Source organism: Moraxella sp. CTOTU47618 (genome assembly GCF_032017425.1).
GTDB classification, from domain to species: Bacteria; Pseudomonadota; Gammaproteobacteria; order Pseudomonadales; family Moraxellaceae; genus Faucicola; species Faucicola tetraodonis.
In genome coordinates this window covers 54,265-71,121 of record NZ_DALZPW010000012.1, presented here as the reverse complement: position 1 = coordinate 71,121, position 16,857 = coordinate 54,265, and the positions used below count along the sequence as shown (strand labels likewise).

The window sequence follows — 16,857 nt, the reverse complement described above, 5'->3', positions numbered from 1 at the left end:
AGGTGGCCGTACTGTAGGTGCGGGTGTTGTTGCTAAAGTTAACGACTAATCGTTAGTAAGCACATAAAAGAGTCACTTCGGTGGCTCTTTTTTTATGCCTAAGCTTTTGTTAATAGGTTAATTTGCCAATAAAATTCACTATTGGTTAATATTGGGTTAGGTGATTTTAGGCAATAAAAAAGCCAAGCGCTAAGCTTGGCTAAATGATATACCGCTAAATACTAGTGTAGACCGCTGATATAGTCAGATAATACTTTGATATCGTTATCCGATAATTTTGAGGCCACGATTTGCATCATGCCTTTATCGCCTTTTTTAGCTGCATCATTCATGCGCGTTTGTGATGGGTCGGTTACATCGTCTTCACGACCTGCCGCACGGAACAGTTTTAATTGGGTTGCGATATAAGCTGAATGCTGACCCCCAATACGTGGGAAAGCGGCTAAATCGTTACCATTGGCTTTACCACCATGACAGCCGGCACAAGGAATCACACCGCGCGTGCTATTACCACCATAATACAATTTTTGTGCCACGGGAGCGTAAGCAGGATTGGCATAACCTACCCCCCAACGTGGTTGACTTGCAAAATAACCTGCCACATTCGCCATGTCTTGGTCATTTAATTTTGCCACTTGCGCTGACATAATAGGATTGACACGCGCACCTGATTTGAAGTTGGTTAGCTGTTTATAGAGATACTTAACGTTTTGTCCGCCAAGGTTAGGCTGTGCAGGAACAGTACTAACCCCATTGACGCCATGACAAGCACCACAAACTGATTCAGCAATAACCTTACCTTTGGCAATGTCATATTTTGGTACGGTAACAGCTGCAGAACCGCTTACGCTGGCAATTAAAAGGCTTGCGGCAGTGAGTATTTTTTTCATCGGTAACAATTCCTACTAAAGCGTGTTGGTTATGACTCACAATGAGCTAGCGACAAAGGCATTACTTACAATATCAAAGCAACGCCCAGTTATCATCATACATATTTATTGCTTTGACACTGGTAAATGTATCTACTAAGTTACAATATTATAGCAAGACAATCATGCGCTTGTCTGCAAAATTTGTAGGCTACCCTACTAATGAACGCTAATCATATGGCTAATACGACATTTAAGTTAGCTTAATGATTTTAAAACACCGAGGGTTTTGTCGATTACAGTGATGGTTATGATTAAAACCATAATCGAATAATTGATATGGCTGATTATTATGCCATAACTCGATAATCATGTAAAAGTCATTTGCAGGTTGGCAAGCGGGTTTCACTACAAAAAATATCTCACAGAACAGCGGTAGCAATTGCTCAAAATTTTGGGTTATGGGTATTTGCTGATACAATAGCGCTTTAACATTAAGATTATGTGCTAATGATGGATTCTACTAACACCTTTGCGCCAACTGCGATTACTGACGATAGTGATGCGGCAAAACGCTGGTTGCATCAAACCCAATTTATGCTGTCTGCCCCTACCTTTAAACTGTGTCCTGCCGATACGGGTCGCGAAGTTGCTTTTGCTGGCCGCTCAAATGCTGGTAAGTCCTCTTGCATTAATGCATTGACCCAGCAGCGCCAGTTAGCCCGTTCCTCCAAAACCCCAGGTCGCACCCAAATGATTAACTTTTTTAATATGGGCAATTTGGATCAGCGGTTGGTGGATTTGCCGGGGTATGGCTATGCCGCCGTGCCCGAGGCGATGAAAAAAGAATGGCAGTCAGAGCTGGAAAAATACCTAATTTCGCGTAAAAGCCTCGCCGGTTTAGTGCTGCTCACAGACATTCGCCATCCACTAAAATTCTTTGATGAGCAAATGCTACACTGGGCAAAAGACGGTGAGCTTGAGGTTCATGTGCTATTAACCAAAGCCGATAAGCTCAAATACGGCGCTGCCAAAAACACGCTGCAGCAAACCCGCAATCAGCTTAATAAATTAAAATTGCCGTTTAGTATTCAATTATTTTCTGCCCAAGATAGAATTGGGCTCGAAGAACTGTCATTAAAACTTGGCAATTGGTTGGCGCTACCCGCGCAGGATGAGCCAACGGATAATGAACCTACGTTAGCTGTCTAATGGTTAAGATGGTTTAAACTGATTGGCATCTTGCACTTGGTTGATTTGCTGGTTCAGCAGTGCCAGCAAAGATTGGTTACTAGGTAGCTGCTTTGCTAACAATTTGGCTTGGGTGAGTGATGTCACCGCGTCTTTTAGCTCATTGCGCCATAACTCGCCATACGCGCGATAGCGTAATGTATTGATGCGATGAATCAGTTGCTCATCGCCGCTACGATGTTTTGCGAGTAGTTGACTGGCTTGCTGCAATCGATCCCACAGCATGACATCACGGGGATTTTGCTTGGATAAGGGTTGAAGTAGCGCTAATACTTGTTGACCACTTTCTGCAGTAGGACGATATTTTAAATAAATATCACTCAGATAGCGTGGCACATCTGTGCGCTCAGGATACACAGAGGCGAGTTGCTGCAATTTAGCGATTGCCACATCAACATTGCCTTGCTGCGCCGCTAACTGACTAAATGTCACGACTGCCAGCGGATTGGCGAGCGTGTTGATGTCCTTATCAAAATCCTGCATTAAACTTTGTGCTGCTTTGGGTTGTCCGTTATCGAGATAATAATTAATCAGCGCAAGCTTGGCACCTTTACTGGTTTTCGCCCCTTGTTCCAAATCGGCTTTATTGACTAGATAGCCATAGTAGCGAGCACGCCACTGGATTTGTTCAAACAGTTGCGCGCGCTGCTGTTGAATAGATTGATAACGGTTTGATGCCATATTGGCCTGGCTATCACGTTTGTAAGTTGCGACTCGCGCCCTTGCTTCACTGATTCTATCTGCCGTGAGCGGATGGCTTAAAATAAAACTGGGAATCAAGGTGTTACTTTTAACAGGGTTTTGTTGGTCTAGGGTGGCAAAGAAACTGGGCATGGCATTGACATCATAGCCCGCTTGGTTCATGATTTGCATGCCAATACGGTCGGCTTCTCGCTCTTGACCGCGGCTATAGGAGGCAGCAGCGTTGGCTGACATCGCCTGAGAGCCTAGCATGACAGCGGCAGCGGCATCACCATCCCCGACTTTGGATGCTGCGACGCCCGCCAAAAGACCGCCTGCCTGCATTAGTAGCTGTTTGGTCTTTTCATCATTGCAATGTTGATAATGGCGCTGGCTAACATGGGCAATCTCATGCGCGACGACGCTCACTATTTCATCTAGACTTTTGGCTTTATCCAACAAACCGACATTGATGCCGATAAGCCCAGACGGTACCGCAAAGGCATTGATTTGCTTGTCATTGATAATCACCAGCCCCATGGGTGCGTTGAGACCTGCCACCGCATTGATTTGCCACACAATTTGTTCAAGCGATTGCTGCAACCAAGGGTCTTTTATCAGCGCTGCATTGCCGTTGATTTGTCGAAACGCCCACTCACCGACTTGACGATTTTGCTCGGTATCGATGAGCGCTTGTCCATTGTCCATAGAGGCTAATTGGCTATTCACCTTGGTAGGCTCAGCACTTGCAATCATGGCTGAATTAAAAGCGGGCACACTTTGATAGGAAAAGTTATCGACAGCAAGCACGCCCGTTGATAGGGTACTTAATAAAGCAACTACGGGCGTTTTTCTAAATAAATAACTAGCAGATAAATAACTAGCAAGTGGATTGATGGGCATGCGCGACCTTTGACAGCGAATTAGCTTAGAATGATGTTTAAAAAATGGTGTTTAAAAAAAGATAAATGCTAAATAATACTGCTCAATATACAAATTTCAGCAGCTTTAAAAAGCCAAATTTTGTAATGATATCTTGCTACAATCTACCGACTACTGAATGCAGGATAAAGGTTAAATTTTCAAAAATATAATACTAACTTTGATTTATCTCAATCGTCTACACTTGTAATTTAGCCTATAATAACCATCTAACACACTTTGAATTTTCCAGTAGCGATTTTATTACCATGACGGATTCTTCTCAGATTACGTTAAATCCTGCCTTACTATCGGATGGCGCCTTTTGCCAAGATTGGGGATTGTTTCGCTCAGGCGAACATAACGATATCCACATCAATGCTCAAATTGAGCACTATGTAGATGGTAAAGGACTCGCCTGCCCGATGCCGCTACTTAAACTTAAAATGGCACTAAAAAAAACCGCGTTGGGTCATGCGGTGTATGTGACTGCAACCGACCCTAACAGCAAGCGTGACATCGCAGCTTTTTGTCAGCATGCCGGATATACTCTGGTGCAACAGACATCAATCACACCGTCTGAAAATACAACAGACACAATCTTTCACTCGATCATAACCAAAAATTGCTAAACGCCTCTTACAAAAAAGCTGGCTTTAAGGCATACTAAATAACAGAAATTAAAGGACAATTGACAGGCTATTTCATGGCTACAAAGACCAAAACAACGACAATAAAAAAGACTGCCAACGCAAAAAAATCGACCAAGCTTGACGCTAAGCTGGGTGACGACCCACACGCTGCATTTGATGACATCGACGATGACGAACGCGATGAATTTGACGAGCCAGACTTTGATAGCTTAGGCGACGACGATATTGACCTTGCACAGCTCCCTGATAGTTATGATGACTATGATGAATTAGTGGACGAGGCTGATGACGACTATGATGATGAGTTTGTTGAAAAACCACGAAAGACTGCATCGCGATCCCGTCAAAAGAAAGCCATGACCAATGCCCTTGTTCCTACCATGCCGACTGCGTTATCTGCCCCTGGGGTGAATTTAGGCGCGTATATCAATGCGGTTCATCAAATTCCTATTTTGACGGCAGAGCAAGAACAGGAGCTAGCGCATCGCTATACTGACGAAGGGGATGTAGAAGCAGCACGGCTGCTGGTTATGTCGCATCTGCGATTTGTGATTCACATTGCGCGCAGTTACTCTGGTTATGGTTTGCCACAAGGCGATTTGATTCAAGAAGGCAATGTCGGTTTGATGAAAGCAGTGAAACGTTTTGACCCAAACAAAGGTGTGCGTTTGGTGTCTTTTGCCGTGCATTGGATCAAAGCTGAAATCCATGAATTTGTGATTCGTAACTGGCGTATCGTCAAAGTCGCGACCACCAAAGCGCACCGCAAGCTATTTTTTAACTTGCGCTCACTGAAAAAAACCAACAACCAGTTAACGCTCGAAGAAGCCGAAGCGATTGCCAAAGACTTAAATGTTACCGTCAAACAAGTGCTAGAGATGGAAAGCCGTCTGACTTCGTATGATGCATCGTTTGAAGCACAAAGTGATGATGAAGACGAAGGCCGCTATGCACCGCAGTATTTTTTAGAAGATGCGGCTGACCCAGCTGATATGGTAGAAGATGCTGATTGGGAAGAAAATAACAATTCAGCCTTGATGGAAGCGATGGAAGACTTAGACGATCGCTCTCGGGATATTGTACAGCAGCGCTGGCTTAATGAGCAAAAAGCGACCTTGCACGAGTTGGCGGCAGAGTACAATATATCAGCGGAACGGGTTCGCCAAATTGAAAAAAATGCCATGGATAAAATCAAAGAAGCCATGTTAGCCAATACCCATTTGCAGTTGGATTAACTGTCATGAACTGGCTAAGTGTTGGCGCGATAAATATGGCAGTGGCGGTCGCCTGTGGGGCGTTTGCCGCACATGGGCTTAAACCGCGTTTGTCAGCCGAGCAAATGGCTTGGTGGCAGACAGGTACGCAATACTTTTTTTATCACGCGCTTGGATTGTTGATTGTTGGTATGTTATTGCGTATAAACCTCACATCGCCTACTATCGCGTGGGTGATGCAATTGGGTATTGTACTTTTTACAGGTTCGCTATATTTGATGGCTTTGGGTATGCCACGTTGGTTGGGCGCCGTTACTCCGATTGGCGGCACGCTGTTTATTATCGCATGGATTTGGCTTGCTATCAGTGTTGCTAAGCACACTTCATCAGTTTAACCATATTTAACCATGACAGAAAGCGTAACAAAACAGGAAGCGAAATAATGCCACAAGTGACTTTAAATGGTGACGTCAAACAAACGTTACATCAAAATCTCTTACTACTATTGAATGAAATGGGGCAAACCCAAGGTCGTTTTGCCGTTGAAATCAACGGTGAATTGATTCCAAAAAGCCAATTGGCAAATGTCACCTTGCAAGATGGTATGAACATCGAAGTGGTGCAAGCGGTGGGTGGTGGCTAATCATATCCGCGTAAAAAAAGCGGGTAACTTACCCGATTTTTTTATTTTTGCGTTGCACTAATTTTTGGTCATAGCTAATAAACGATTGGCGGTTAGCCCATGTAAAAAAACCGACATTGCAATCATTACCACACAAATCACCCAAATTTTTAGCGCTTCATCACTGGTAAATACGCCTTTATTCATCGCATAGGCGATATAATACAAGGTGCCAATCCCGCGAATGCCCAATCCTGCCGTTACCCAGCGTTCATTGCGACTCATCCCCAGTTTACCTAGACTAAAATAACCCACGATGGGACGTATCAAAAATATAAACGCCAAACATACCACATACACTTGCCAACTAAGGGTGACATCACTCGCTAACGCTTGACCCACCAATAGTCCCAAAAATACCATTACAAGCGACATCAGCAAACCTTCAATTTGCTCAGCAAAATCATGCAAACCCTCATGATATTCATGTTCACATTCTGAACGCCGAAAAGTTAACGCCGCCACAAATACGGCAATAAAACCATAACCATGCACAAACTCTGCGATGCTATAAGCTAGTAACATCAAGGCTAATACCATATAACTTTGCTCGACTTTATCGGGATGTGTCTTGGTAAATAGCCAATTTGCCAAAAACTTACCAACACAGTAACCCGCAGCCACCCCTGCAATGATTCGCCATAACACATCATAGCCCAACCAATGCAGCCAATCTTCTGCACCAAAACCCTGATTGAGAGACACTGCCGTAGCAATCGCTATCGCTAAATAAATGAATGGAAATGCCAGTCCATCATTGAGACCTGCCTCTGACGTGAGGGTAAATCGGGTCACATCTTCCTGTCGTTTGGAGTCGGGTGGACCGACTTGGATGCTTGCCGCTAGTACAGGGTCGGTTGGCGCCAGCACCGCACCGAGCAAAATAGCCGCTGCCATACTGAGTCCAAAAATATAATGCCCCATCAATGCCATCGCGGCGATACCCACTGGCATCACAATCACCAACAGCCTTAAGGTCGGTTGCCATGTTTTCCAATTGAGCGGACTATCAAGTTTGATACCACAACCGACCAATGAAATCAGCACCACCACTTCTGTAACTTTTTCGATAGGAACGCCATAATTAAGCGGATTAATTCTAGGCAACCCCATAAAAAAATACCCTAGCAGTGCGCCAAAGGTAATTTGTATCATAGGCAAGGATATCGAAAGCTTGCGCGGTAGTACAGGAAAGAATGCCCCGATTAAAAACGCCAACCCTAAAAAAAGTAAAATCAAATTATAGTGTTCAAGCATACCCGTGTACCAAGATAAGTTGCTAAAAGAGCTTTGCAACTTGGTTTATATCATTTTGATTTATATCACTTCAAATAACTGCGAGTAAAAATAGTTGCTATTGAGCAATTATTGCTAAGCCACGTTACTGCGTCAAAGGTTTATCCCTTATGAATCCATTATGCAAAAAGGTAGGCATGCCATCAACCATTGCTGTTTAGCAAAATACCAAGAGATTTGTTAACAGTTCGAGAGTTGAGTTAAATTTGAAAGTTGAGTTATATTTGAAAATTTAGTTACATTTGAAAATTTACTTACATTTAAAAGTTCAGCTAGAAAAGATTTTGACTGACTATCTAATCACAACATTGCGGTCAAAACCGCACTTTACGCTGCGTAGAAGAACCGATGTTCATACCTTCTCGGTATTTGGTCACGGTACGACGGGCAATATCAATGCCTTTATCTTGCAAATGCTTCATAATACTACTATCAGATAGCGGTTTTTTGGGGTCTTCTGCCTCAATCATTTGCTTGATCATCGCGCTGATAGCGGTTGAAGAGACACCTTCACCCTCATCACTACTGACTTGACTTGAAAAGAAATATTTTAGGCTAAATAACCCTTTGGGGGTAAGAATGGTTTTGCTGGTAGTGATACGAGAAACGGTTGACTCATGTAAGCCGACTTCATCTGCCACATCTTTGAGTACCATCGGCTGCATTGCCATGACGCCTTGCTCAAAAAAAGCCTGCTGACGTTTGACGATACAGGTTGCAACTTTTAGTAGATTTTGATTACGCTCTTCGATACTACGGATAAACAGCCGCGCATCATACAGCTGCTCTTTTAGATAAACGCCTTGCTCGCTGTTGTCATTGCGGCTGACAAGTTTGGCATACACTTGGTTAATACGCAGTTTTGGCAAGGTTTCTGGGTTTAAGCTGACTTCCCAATGCTGTCCACGCTGCACCACAATGACATCAGGAATGTCGTAGCTTTCAATGCCATTATCTAGCTGGCGCTGTGATTTTTCATAAGACAGTGCAGGATTGGGGTTTAATGTGCGCAATAAGGCAAGCGCAGGCTGAATCTCAGAGACGTCAAGATTGGATGATTTAAGCAGTGCATTGATGTTATTGTTGGCAAAAAATTCTGAATGCATCAAAATTTGCTTGGCTGCTTGCCAAGAGGGGGTATCGCTCGGTAATTTATTGAGCTGAATCAGCAAGCATTCTGCCAAATTTCTCGCGCCAACGCCCAGTGGCTCGCAGTTTTGTATTTGCTTAACCACAAGTTCAATGTCTTCAAGCGCCAAGTCCACGTTTTCAACTTGATAAAATGACAACATGGTATCAAAACTTTGAAATAGCTCATCATTCGATAGCGTGATAAAACCGCGCTCATCCATGCTATCAATCAGATACTCCGCCATCAGCATATCAATGGTGGAGAGCCGTCTTAAATTCAGTTGCCAACGGACATAATCTTGAATATTTCCTTGCGTAGCAAGCTTATAATCATCCTGACTGTCTTCACTATCAATGCCCGTGGCTGCCGAAGATTCATAGCTATAAATATCATCCCACTGTGCATCCACCGGCATGTCGACTTGCTGGCTGCTAAGATGCTCGCTACTATCAATGCCATCTAAGCCATATTCCTCATCATAGCGATAATCGCTGTCTGCATCACTGTCCCTATGCTTGTCATCATAACTGTCGCTGTAACTATCACTTGGGCTATGACTGGCATACTCATGCACTGCCGAGGGTTCACTGTGCTCGGGATAATCTTGGCTAGCAGAAGCAGCATAAAAATCATCCGATGCTAGATAATCTTCCAACACCTCAGTTTCATGACGGGTATAATCATCAAAATCAGCTTCAGACAACTCGACACCTTCTACTTTATAGTCATCTTCGTCATAGTCATAGTCATAGTCGTCATTTGTATCGTGTTCTGGATAGTTTTCGCCATCGGGTAGGTTATCGGCGTCGTCATAAGACGTCTCCCACTCTTCTTCACGCTCAAGCAGGGGGTTGCTATCGAGTTTAAGCTGCACTTCTTGTTCAAGCTCAAGACTCGATAGTTGCAGCAAGCGAATTGCCTGCTGCATTTGTGGGGTGAGTGTCATCCCCGTCGTTAGCTTTGCCCCAATACCAATTTTCATAACGCGTTATTTTAAGCCTTATTCTAATGAGGTTAGTTTAGATGGTGTGTCTATGGTGTGTCTATGCTCTGCTAGGTTGCTAGTTTAGTATTGTTTCAACAAGATATGCTAGTATTTTTTGACATTCAGCCGTATATTAATTATCTGCACTTAGCTTAACTGTGCTTAGCTTTACTTAGCTGCAGCATCCACAAATTTTCCTAAATTTTTTGCTTACGAAATCACACCATGACAAAACTGAAAAAATTTGCGATTGTTGAACTCAATAGCCAGACCGATATCTTAGCAAATCTTCAATCTATTGAATTAGGTATTAAAATTGCCAGTGAACGCGGCACCCGCATGGTGATTTTGCCAGAAAACGCTTTTTGTTTTGGCAAACAAGGTTTTGCCAGTCAATATTTTGATGCCTTAAAAGCTTGGTCGGCACAGGCTGCCCGCCACTATGGTGTGTATCTGCTGGCAGGTACCTTGCCCTGCCCGTATCGACCTGACGGTACGCCTGTCGCTGACGGCAAACTTCGGCAAAGCTCACTATTATTTGACCCTGCTGGCGACTGCTTAGCGCGCTATGACAAAATTCATTTGTTCAAAGCCACCGTCAATGATAGCACAGGCAACTATGATGAAGGTAGAACCTTCGAAGCCGGTAATGAGCTCATTGTGGCGGATACCGAGTTTGGCAAAGTCGGCATGATGGTATGTTTTGATATTCGTTTCCCCACCCTTGCGGTCAAACTACGCGAACTAGGCGCAGATATATTGACAGCGCCTTCGGCGTTTACTTACCAAACAGGTAAAGCACATTGGCATGCCCTACTCACCGCAAGGGCGCTCGATAGTCAATGCATGGTCATTGGCGCAGGTCAGACGGGTGACCATGTCGTCAATCCCTCAGCGCCTAGCAATGTTCGCAGCACTTGGGGGCATAGCGAATTTATCAGCAGTGATGGCGAGAACGTTTTCACACAAAAAATCAATGCAGCAAGCTACGCGGTAACCGATGCAGCAAATGATGCAGCAAACGATGGAGTAACCCGAGATTTTGATTTTGATATCACCAACAATTTAGCGCATTTACCTTTATCTGCCAAAGCGGCAAGCTGGCTGCCTAAGCCAAATAGTCGCCAACAGCTTGACCAAACTGCTGATAAGACAACCTTTTACCAACAAGCGCCGAGCGTGATTTTTGCCGACTTTGATGCGGATGCGCAGCAAATAACTCGGCAGAATATTGCGTTGCTCGAATGTCAAAAATTGACTATCATAGCAAATAATATCTAACGACCTTTAAGCGAAAAATGGATAATCCACTTTTTGAATATTTAAAGAATAGCCCAATTTTTAGCCGTCTTGATCCTTATATGTTTCAAGTGGTCGAAAACTCATTGCATTTTAAACAGTTGAGTCCGCAAGAAGTGTTATTTACGGAAGGCGAGCATGGCGATTTTATGGCTTTTTTGCTGATTGGGGAGCTATCAGTCATTAAATACAGCCCTTCAGGGGCAGAAATTAAAGTCGGTGAAATTCGGGCGGGCGAAAGTACGGGTGAAATGGCACTGTTAGATTTATTAACTCGCTCCGCTACCATTAAAGCCGCCAGCCTATGTGCGCTTGTCACCTTGTCCCGCGCTGACTTTGAGCGACTGTTGTCAGATTATCCTCGTATCGGTGTTGAGATGCTGCGTGGCTTAGCGATTATCTTGAGCCTTAATCTTCGCCGTACTTCTGAGCATTTGACCCGCGCGGTAAATGCTTAAGATGGCTAAGGCTGATGTGGCTAGGCTTAAGCTTAATATTTTTTTCATGTTTAATATCACTGCTTAACCTGCCTATTATTGTGCGCTATCGTCGTGAGCGGGGATGCGCTTTGTCATACACTTGCGATAAATGCCCAAAATCCAAATGGGTATAAATCTGTGTGGTACTGATATCACTGTGTCCTAGCAATTCTTGAACGCCACGCAAATCACCACTATCACTTAAAATATGTGACGCAAAACAGTGTCTAAGTAGATGCGGGTATAAGTCTTGCGCGACGCCGGCTCGTTTGGCGTGTAGCTTGATACGTAGCTGCACGGTGCGCGTTGAGATACGCGTGCCATAACGCTCACTGACAAATACCGCAGGGTCTTGCTCTTCCACCCACAGCGAGCGATGCGGCAAATAGTTGATGAGTGCCTGCCAGGCTTTTTCGCCAATCGGTACGATGCGCGTTTTTCCGCCTTTACCCAATACTCGTAACAGCCGCTGTGATTTGTCGATGTCAGACATATTGAGTCCCACGAGCTCGCCAACCCGCAAACCACTGCCATACAGTAATTCTAGCATGGCTTTATCGCGAATCCATAACCGTGCTTCATGGCTATCTTCTGGCGCAGCTTGGTCTAATAACTGGGATAATACATCGATATCAAGTAGCGTGGGCAAAGGTCTCGGGGCGCGTTTAAGACGTATAGTTGTGGTGGGATTTAGTGTCATCAGCTGCTGAACAATCAACCATTTATAAAGTTGACGCAACACGGTCAGTTCATATTGACTACTGGATTTGGATATTTTATCGACATCCAATCGGCGAATTAGGAAGTCTGATAATTGCTGGCGGGTGATGTGACAAAGCTCGGTATGTTGCTCATAGCAATACGCCAAAAAAGGCTGTAGCGCTTGGCGGTAGCTTTTGATGGTCGCTGCGCTATAACGCTTATTGCTTAGCTCAGCCAGCCAGCGATTTACCAAAGCTTGGTCATCGGTATTGAGCACAGTTTCTGCCGCATGCGGCGTTAAGTGCGTGGGCAAATCATCGTTTGCTGATTTGCCTACACGGTTGCCCTTTTTCCCTTGACTATTTTTCCCTTGACTTAGGCTACGGCTAGTTGTCATAGTGTCGGTTAGCGAGGTTGGGTGCTATTCATGATAAGGATGTCCCTCATCTGAGCGATGTTCCTCACTTGATTGTGCCGGCGCAAATTTCAGCCCCGCACCTGCCATCAAACCCTCAGGACTAAACACCCCTTCGTACACAAAGGTCGCAGGACCGGTCATATAAACAGGATAGCCTTCTTGCCAACGAATCGCCAAACTGCCGCCATACAACTGGGCTCGAATATCCACGCCTTCATCTAGCCAGCCTTCACGCACCCCTGTAGCAACGGCAGCACACGCGCCCGTACCACAAGCTTGCGTTTCGCCGACACCGCGCTCATAGACGCGTAGCCGGATATGGCGATTATTCATCACCTGCATAAACCCGACATTGACGCGCTCCGGAAATGCAGGGTGGCTCTCAATCGCTTTACCGAGTTTTTCCACCTCAGCGGTCAATACATCATCTACTTTGATAATGGCATGGGGATTGCCCATATTTGCCACATAGAGTGTCACAGGCGTACCATCCACATTTAGCCGGTATGAGTTTTGAACTTTAGTAATGGTTTTGGGGGTAAAAGGAATCTCATCAGGCTCAAATTTTGGTTTGCCCATATCCACTTTTACCCAGCCATAATCATCGGTGCTAAGGGTAATAATACCGCTGGCGGTTTCTACCCGAATACGTTGTTTAAATGACAATTTGCGCGCCTGCACAAAACGGGCAAAACATCTAGCACCATTGCCGCATTGCTGCACTTCACTGCCATCTTTGTTAAAAATACGATAGCGAAAATCGACATCAGGGCGGCTTGGCGGCTCAACAATCAACAACTGGTCAAAGCCAATGCCTAAGTGTCTATCCCCTAACAACGCTACCAACTCTTTGGTCAAGTGAAGTCGCTGTGTGACTAGGTCAATGACCATAAAGTCATTCCCCAGTCCATGCATTTTGGTAAATTCAATTAACATTGTTATTCCTTAAAATTATTTTGATTTATGCACGCTATCTTATCATGATAGCTGATTTTTTATAAGGTAATTGGGGAACAAAAAAACCTTAGCAAGTCAAGCAAATTTGGGCTCGGTTACTAAGGTTTTGGTTTCAGTTTCTAAGGTTTTGGGCTCAGCGGGACAAATAAGGCTTAGCGTTGCCAGCAAACCTTACAGGATAGATTTAATCTACCAATTTTTCTTTTTGCCAAAGGCTCTCAACCGTTTCACGCTCGCGAATGACATGGGCGTGACCCTCTTTGACTAAAATTTCACAAGCACGAGGGCGGCTATTGTAATTGCTCGACATGACAAACCCATACGCCCCTGCCCCTGTGATGGCTAGAACATCATTGTCAGCCAATGCTAACACACGGTTTTTTGCCAAAAAATCGCCCGTCTCACAAATCGCCCCGACCATATCCCATACTTTGGGTTCAACCGGTGAGTTCAACTGTGTGGGGATGACCGCCATCTCTGACTGATAAAGTGCCGGACGAATTAAATCATTCATCGCGGCATCGACAATGGCAAAATTTTTGTGTTCGGTAGGTTTTAAAATATCCACGCGGGTCAATAATACGCCTGCATTGGCAACGATACTACGGCCTGGCTCTAGATACAGTGTTAAGCCTAAAGTTTTCAGTTTTGGTAAGAGTAACTGCGCAAATTGTTGAATACTTGCAACGTCTTCGTCAATATACTGCACACCCAAGCCACCACCCAAATCAATATGCTCAAGCGCAATACCTTGCTTGGCAAGTGCGTGAATCATCTCAATGACTTTATCCAATGCATCCATAAAAGGCTGAACTTGGGTCAACTGCGAGCCAATATGGCAATCAATACCGACGACTTTTAGGTGCGGTAGGTCATGGGCAATTTGGTAGATACGGGGCGTATCTTCATGGGTGATGCCGAATTTATTTTCTTTGAGCCCTGTAGAGATATACGGATGGGTTTGCGCGTCGACATTGGGGTTGACGCGTAGCGAAATTGGCGCTTGCTGCTGTAGTTTGCCTGCCACTGCGTTAATGCGGTACAGCTCGGCTTCTGACTCGACATTAAAGCAAGCAATCCCTACTTCAAGGGCAGTGCGAATATCTTCGGCGGTTTTGCCAAGTCCTGAAAATACGATTTTTTTGGGGTCACCGCCTGCAGCCAAAACCCGCGCAAGCTCGCCCCCTGTGACAATATCAAACCCTGACCCTGCTTTGGCAAGTGCGTTTAATACAGCAAGGTTACTATTGGCTTTTACCGCATAACAAATCTGATGCTCAATCTCAGCAAAACTATCATCATAAGCTTTATAGGCTGCCAAAATCGCCTGCTGACTATACACATAGGTCGGTGTGCCGAAGGTCTTTGCGATATCTGCAAGACTGAAGCCATCCATCATCAGGGCATTGTCATCATAACTCAGACAGTTGCTTGACTTGACGTGTTCGGTCGGGTTGATCGCTAAACTTGCAGCTGCATCATCAGTAATCATTTTTACCTCCAACCGACGGCACCGATGGTGTGGTCGCTGAGTGAGGCGCTGATTGCGGCGCTTGGGTTGCGTTATTGTCGATCATGACGTTGGGATCTTGGGTGTTGACATCGACTTTGGTATCAGAGGCATTGGCAGTGATGCTAGTCGGTTTGGCGGCAGCATCGACTACTTGTTGGCTATTGTTGCTGGGTAGGTACAATGCCCCTTTTTGCCCACATCCTGTCAGCACATGGGTTGCCAACATCACCGTCAGCACGGCGATTGTTGGAGATAATTTTGAAATTTGCATGAATGCCCTTAATTTTAAGAATAAAATAAGTATAAAAATAAAATTTGCGATGGGGTTATTGTAGCTGTTTTTGCATTTTATAAGCAATTATCTCACCTTACTAAAGATGAGCATTAAATCGATGATTTTTGTTAATTTTCATTTTGTTGACACCCTCATTGTTGTGGTATGCTTTTTCGCTATAATGATGACAACAAAAATTTGGCAAAAAATTACCACAATATAATTTTTTTAATCTACAATAAATTACTGAAGGCAAGGATAGCTTAAAATTTAATCCAGTTAGGAAGGGGCTTGTTGCAAGGAATGCACAAGATCTTGTCTAAAGGAACAGCCATGCAAAATCCGATCTTAGTACTTAATTGTGGGTCTTCGTCAATCAAATACGCGTTATTAAGCAATGACAGCAGCGAGCGCGTTGCCGGTCTTGCGGAAAACTTGGGCTTAGATACGGCACGTATCAAACACACCGACCTCAATGGGGAAAAAGTCGAAATCTCTTTGGCAGGCGCTAATCACCAATGGGCGCTGCAAAAAATATTAGGTTTATTAGCCGCTTACAAACCCGTTGCCGTGGGTCACCGTGTGGTGCATGGCGGACGTGAGTTTTCTCATGCCGAAAAAGTCAACGACCATGTCTTGGCGGAAGTCAAACGGCTAAAAGTATTGGCGCCCCTGCACAACCCTGCCCATGCCTTAGGTATTGAGGCGGTGGAAAAAATCTACCCAGATTTGCCGCAAGTGGTCGTGTTTGATACCGCCTTTCACCAAACCATGCCCGCCAAAGCCTACCGCTATGCCATTCCAAAAGATTTGTACAATGAGCATTATATCCGTCGCTATGGTTTTCATGGTAGCTCGCACGCCTATGTTAGCCACCGCGCTGATAGCCTAGCCCCTCATCACCAAGCCAATGGTTGGATTACGGTGCATTTAGGTAATGGTTGCTCGTTAACCGCCGTGTATGATGGCAAAAGCTTGGACACCAGCATGGGTCTGACCCCGCTAGAAGGCGTGGTCATGGGTACGCGCAGTGGTGATGTTGACCCAAGTTTGCATATTCACTTACACCGTATTTTGGGCTATAGCCTTGACCAAATTGATACAATTTTAAATAAACAAAGCGGGTTGTTGGGCATTTCAGGTATCTCAAGCGACATGCGCACGGTGGAGCAAGCCGCCAATGAAGGCAACGAAGATGCCAAACTTGCCATCGAAATTTTCTGTTATAAAGCAGCCCGTTATATCGCTTCACTCAGCTGTGCATTACCGACTTTTACTGGCTTGGTCTTTACCGGTGGTATCGGTGAAAACAGCGCCTCAATTCGCCAAAAAATCTTACAAAACTTGCCGCATTTTGGCATCAAAGCGAATCTTGAAAAAAATGCTGAACTCTCTCGCGGCGTAGAAGGTAGCTTCCACCAAGCCGACAGCCTACTGCAATTGTGGGTGATTCCGACCGATGAAGAATACCAAATCGCCAAAGAAACCAAAGAAGTCTTAGGTTTATAAACCCTCTCACCCTGATGACCCA

Annotated in this window: 16 protein-coding genes; 8 read left to right on the top strand and 8 right to left on the bottom strand. The window is 44.7% G+C overall.

Features of this window, described 5'->3' with window-relative positions; translation table 11 throughout:
- Positions 1-221: 221 nt before the first annotated feature.
- Positions 222-890, bottom strand: a complete 669-nt coding sequence (locus RTS09_RS09645; RefSeq protein WP_312536528.1) for a c-type cytochrome — start codon at positions 888-890, stop codon at positions 222-224.
- A 489-nt stretch (positions 891-1,379) separates the two neighbouring features.
- Between RTS09_RS09645 and yihA the strand changes: the two genes are divergently transcribed.
- Positions 1,380-2,081 (top strand): ribosome biogenesis GTP-binding protein YihA/YsxC, encoded by a 702-nt coding sequence (gene yihA / locus RTS09_RS09640; RefSeq protein WP_312536525.1) that lies wholly within the window; start codon positions 1,380-1,382, stop codon positions 2,079-2,081.
- 3 nt (positions 2,082-2,084) lie between these two features.
- Here the strand turns inward: yihA and RTS09_RS09635 are convergent, their stop codons facing one another.
- On the bottom strand, positions 2,085-3,704 hold the full coding sequence (locus RTS09_RS09635; RefSeq protein ID WP_312536522.1) for a M48 family metalloprotease: 1,620 nt from the start codon (positions 3,702-3,704) through the stop codon (positions 2,085-2,087).
- Positions 3,705-3,991: 287 nt separating this feature from the next.
- Between RTS09_RS09635 and RTS09_RS09630 the strand changes: the two genes are divergently transcribed.
- The 4 genes from RTS09_RS09630 (at position 3,992) to thiS (ending at position 6,232) form a co-directional block, all read left to right on the top strand.
- Positions 3,992-4,354, top strand: a complete 363-nt coding sequence (locus RTS09_RS09630) for a sulfurtransferase TusA family protein (protein WP_099834301.1) — start codon at positions 3,992-3,994, stop codon at positions 4,352-4,354.
- Between the two features lie 74 nt (positions 4,355-4,428).
- On the top strand, positions 4,429-5,610 hold the full coding sequence (gene rpoH / locus RTS09_RS09625) for an RNA polymerase sigma factor RpoH (RefSeq protein ID WP_312536520.1): 1,182 nt from the start codon (positions 4,429-4,431) through the stop codon (positions 5,608-5,610).
- A gap of 5 nt (positions 5,611-5,615) precedes the next feature.
- Entirely contained in the window at positions 5,616-5,984 is a 369-nt protein-coding gene (locus tag RTS09_RS09620) for a DUF423 domain-containing protein (RefSeq protein ID WP_312536517.1), read from the top strand.
- A 47-nt stretch (positions 5,985-6,031) separates the two neighbouring features.
- Positions 6,032-6,232 (top strand): sulfur carrier protein ThiS, encoded by a 201-nt coding sequence (thiS, locus tag RTS09_RS09615; RefSeq protein WP_144918115.1) that lies wholly within the window; start codon positions 6,032-6,034, stop codon positions 6,230-6,232.
- A gap of 57 nt (positions 6,233-6,289) precedes the next feature.
- Here thiS and RTS09_RS09610 read toward each other — a convergent pair whose 3' ends face one another.
- Positions 6,290-7,528, bottom strand: coding sequence for a cation:proton antiporter (locus RTS09_RS09610; protein ID WP_312536509.1), 1,239 nt, complete (start codon positions 7,526-7,528; stop codon positions 6,290-6,292).
- Between the two features lie 353 nt (positions 7,529-7,881).
- Positions 7,882-9,681, bottom strand: coding sequence for an RNA polymerase factor sigma-54 (rpoN, locus tag RTS09_RS09605; protein ID WP_312536506.1), 1,800 nt, complete (start codon positions 9,679-9,681; stop codon positions 7,882-7,884).
- Between the two features lie 228 nt (positions 9,682-9,909).
- Here rpoN and RTS09_RS09600 point away from each other — a divergent pair, with 228 nt between their 5' ends.
- Complete coding sequence (locus RTS09_RS09600) at positions 9,910-10,965, top strand: nitrilase-related carbon-nitrogen hydrolase (RefSeq protein ID WP_312536503.1); 1,056 nt, start codon at positions 9,910-9,912, stop codon at positions 10,963-10,965.
- A gap of 17 nt (positions 10,966-10,982) precedes the next feature.
- A complete protein-coding gene (locus RTS09_RS09595; RefSeq protein ID WP_036594464.1) occupies positions 10,983-11,441 on the top strand; it encodes a cyclic nucleotide-binding domain-containing protein in 459 nt (152 codons plus the stop codon).
- Positions 11,442-11,526: 85 nt separating this feature from the next.
- On the opposite strand, the gene RTS09_RS09590 is transcribed toward RTS09_RS09595, so the two are convergent.
- From RTS09_RS09590 to lptM, 4 genes are all read right to left on the bottom strand, one after another.
- Entirely contained in the window at positions 11,527-12,561 is a 1,035-nt protein-coding gene (locus tag RTS09_RS09590) for a tyrosine recombinase XerC (RefSeq protein ID WP_312536500.1), read from the bottom strand.
- Positions 12,562-12,585: 24 nt separating this feature from the next.
- Positions 12,586-13,518 carry a diaminopimelate epimerase gene (gene dapF / locus RTS09_RS09585; RefSeq protein WP_282841307.1) on the bottom strand — a complete coding sequence of 311 codons (933 nt, stop codon included), beginning with the start codon at positions 13,516-13,518 and terminating at the stop codon, positions 12,586-12,588.
- A gap of 205 nt (positions 13,519-13,723) precedes the next feature.
- The gene (gene lysA, locus RTS09_RS09580; RefSeq protein WP_312536497.1) at positions 13,724-15,031 is read right to left on the bottom strand and encodes a diaminopimelate decarboxylase; all 1,308 of its coding nucleotides are present in this window, start codon (positions 15,029-15,031) and stop codon (positions 13,724-13,726) included.
- Positions 15,021-15,323: an LPS translocon maturation chaperone LptM gene (lptM, locus tag RTS09_RS09575; protein WP_312536495.1), complete on the bottom strand. Its 303-nt coding sequence runs from the start codon at positions 15,321-15,323 to the stop codon at positions 15,021-15,023. Before lptM ends, lysA begins: the two co-directional genes overlap by 11 nt.
- Positions 15,324-15,659: 336 nt before the next feature.
- Between lptM and RTS09_RS09570 the strand changes: the two genes are divergently transcribed.
- Complete coding sequence (locus RTS09_RS09570; protein ID WP_312536492.1) at positions 15,660-16,835, top strand: acetate kinase; 1,176 nt, start codon at positions 15,660-15,662, stop codon at positions 16,833-16,835.
- Positions 16,836-16,857: the final 22 nt, after the last annotated feature.

Coding starts and splice junctions, on each gene's coding strand:
- RTS09_RS09610 (WP_312536509.1), bottom strand. CDS start 7,528: ATGCTTGAACACTATAATTTGATTTTACTTTTTTTAGGGTTGGCGTTT.
- RTS09_RS09635 (WP_312536522.1), bottom strand. CDS start 3,704: ATGCCCATCAATCCACTTGCTAGTTATTTATCTGCTAGTTATTTATTT.
- yihA (WP_312536525.1), top strand. CDS start 1,380: ATGATGGATTCTACTAACACCTTTGCGCCAACTGCGATTACTGACGAT.
- lptM (WP_312536495.1), bottom strand. CDS start 15,323: ATGCAAATTTCAAAATTATCTCCAACAATCGCCGTGCTGACGGTGATG.
- RTS09_RS09620 (WP_312536517.1), top strand. CDS start 5,616: ATGAACTGGCTAAGTGTTGGCGCGATAAATATGGCAGTGGCGGTCGCC.
- rpoH (WP_312536520.1), top strand. CDS start 4,429: ATGGCTACAAAGACCAAAACAACGACAATAAAAAAGACTGCCAACGCA.
- RTS09_RS09645 (WP_312536528.1), bottom strand. CDS start 890: ATGAAAAAAATACTCACTGCCGCAAGCCTTTTAATTGCCAGCGTAAGC.
- RTS09_RS09590 (WP_312536500.1), bottom strand. CDS start 12,561: ATGACAACTAGCCGTAGCCTAAGTCAAGGGAAAAATAGTCAAGGGAAA.
- lysA (WP_312536497.1), bottom strand. CDS start 15,031: ATGATTACTGATGATGCAGCTGCAAGTTTAGCGATCAACCCGACCGAA.
- RTS09_RS09595 (WP_036594464.1), top strand. CDS start 10,983: ATGGATAATCCACTTTTTGAATATTTAAAGAATAGCCCAATTTTTAGC.
- RTS09_RS09570 (WP_312536492.1), top strand. CDS start 15,660: ATGCAAAATCCGATCTTAGTACTTAATTGTGGGTCTTCGTCAATCAAA.
- rpoN (WP_312536506.1), bottom strand. CDS start 9,681: ATGAAAATTGGTATTGGGGCAAAGCTAACGACGGGGATGACACTCACC.
- thiS (WP_144918115.1), top strand. CDS start 6,032: ATGCCACAAGTGACTTTAAATGGTGACGTCAAACAAACGTTACATCAA.
- RTS09_RS09630 (WP_099834301.1), top strand. CDS start 3,992: ATGACGGATTCTTCTCAGATTACGTTAAATCCTGCCTTACTATCGGAT.
- RTS09_RS09600 (WP_312536503.1), top strand. CDS start 9,910: ATGACAAAACTGAAAAAATTTGCGATTGTTGAACTCAATAGCCAGACC.
- dapF (WP_282841307.1), bottom strand. CDS start 13,518: ATGTTAATTGAATTTACCAAAATGCATGGACTGGGGAATGACTTTATG.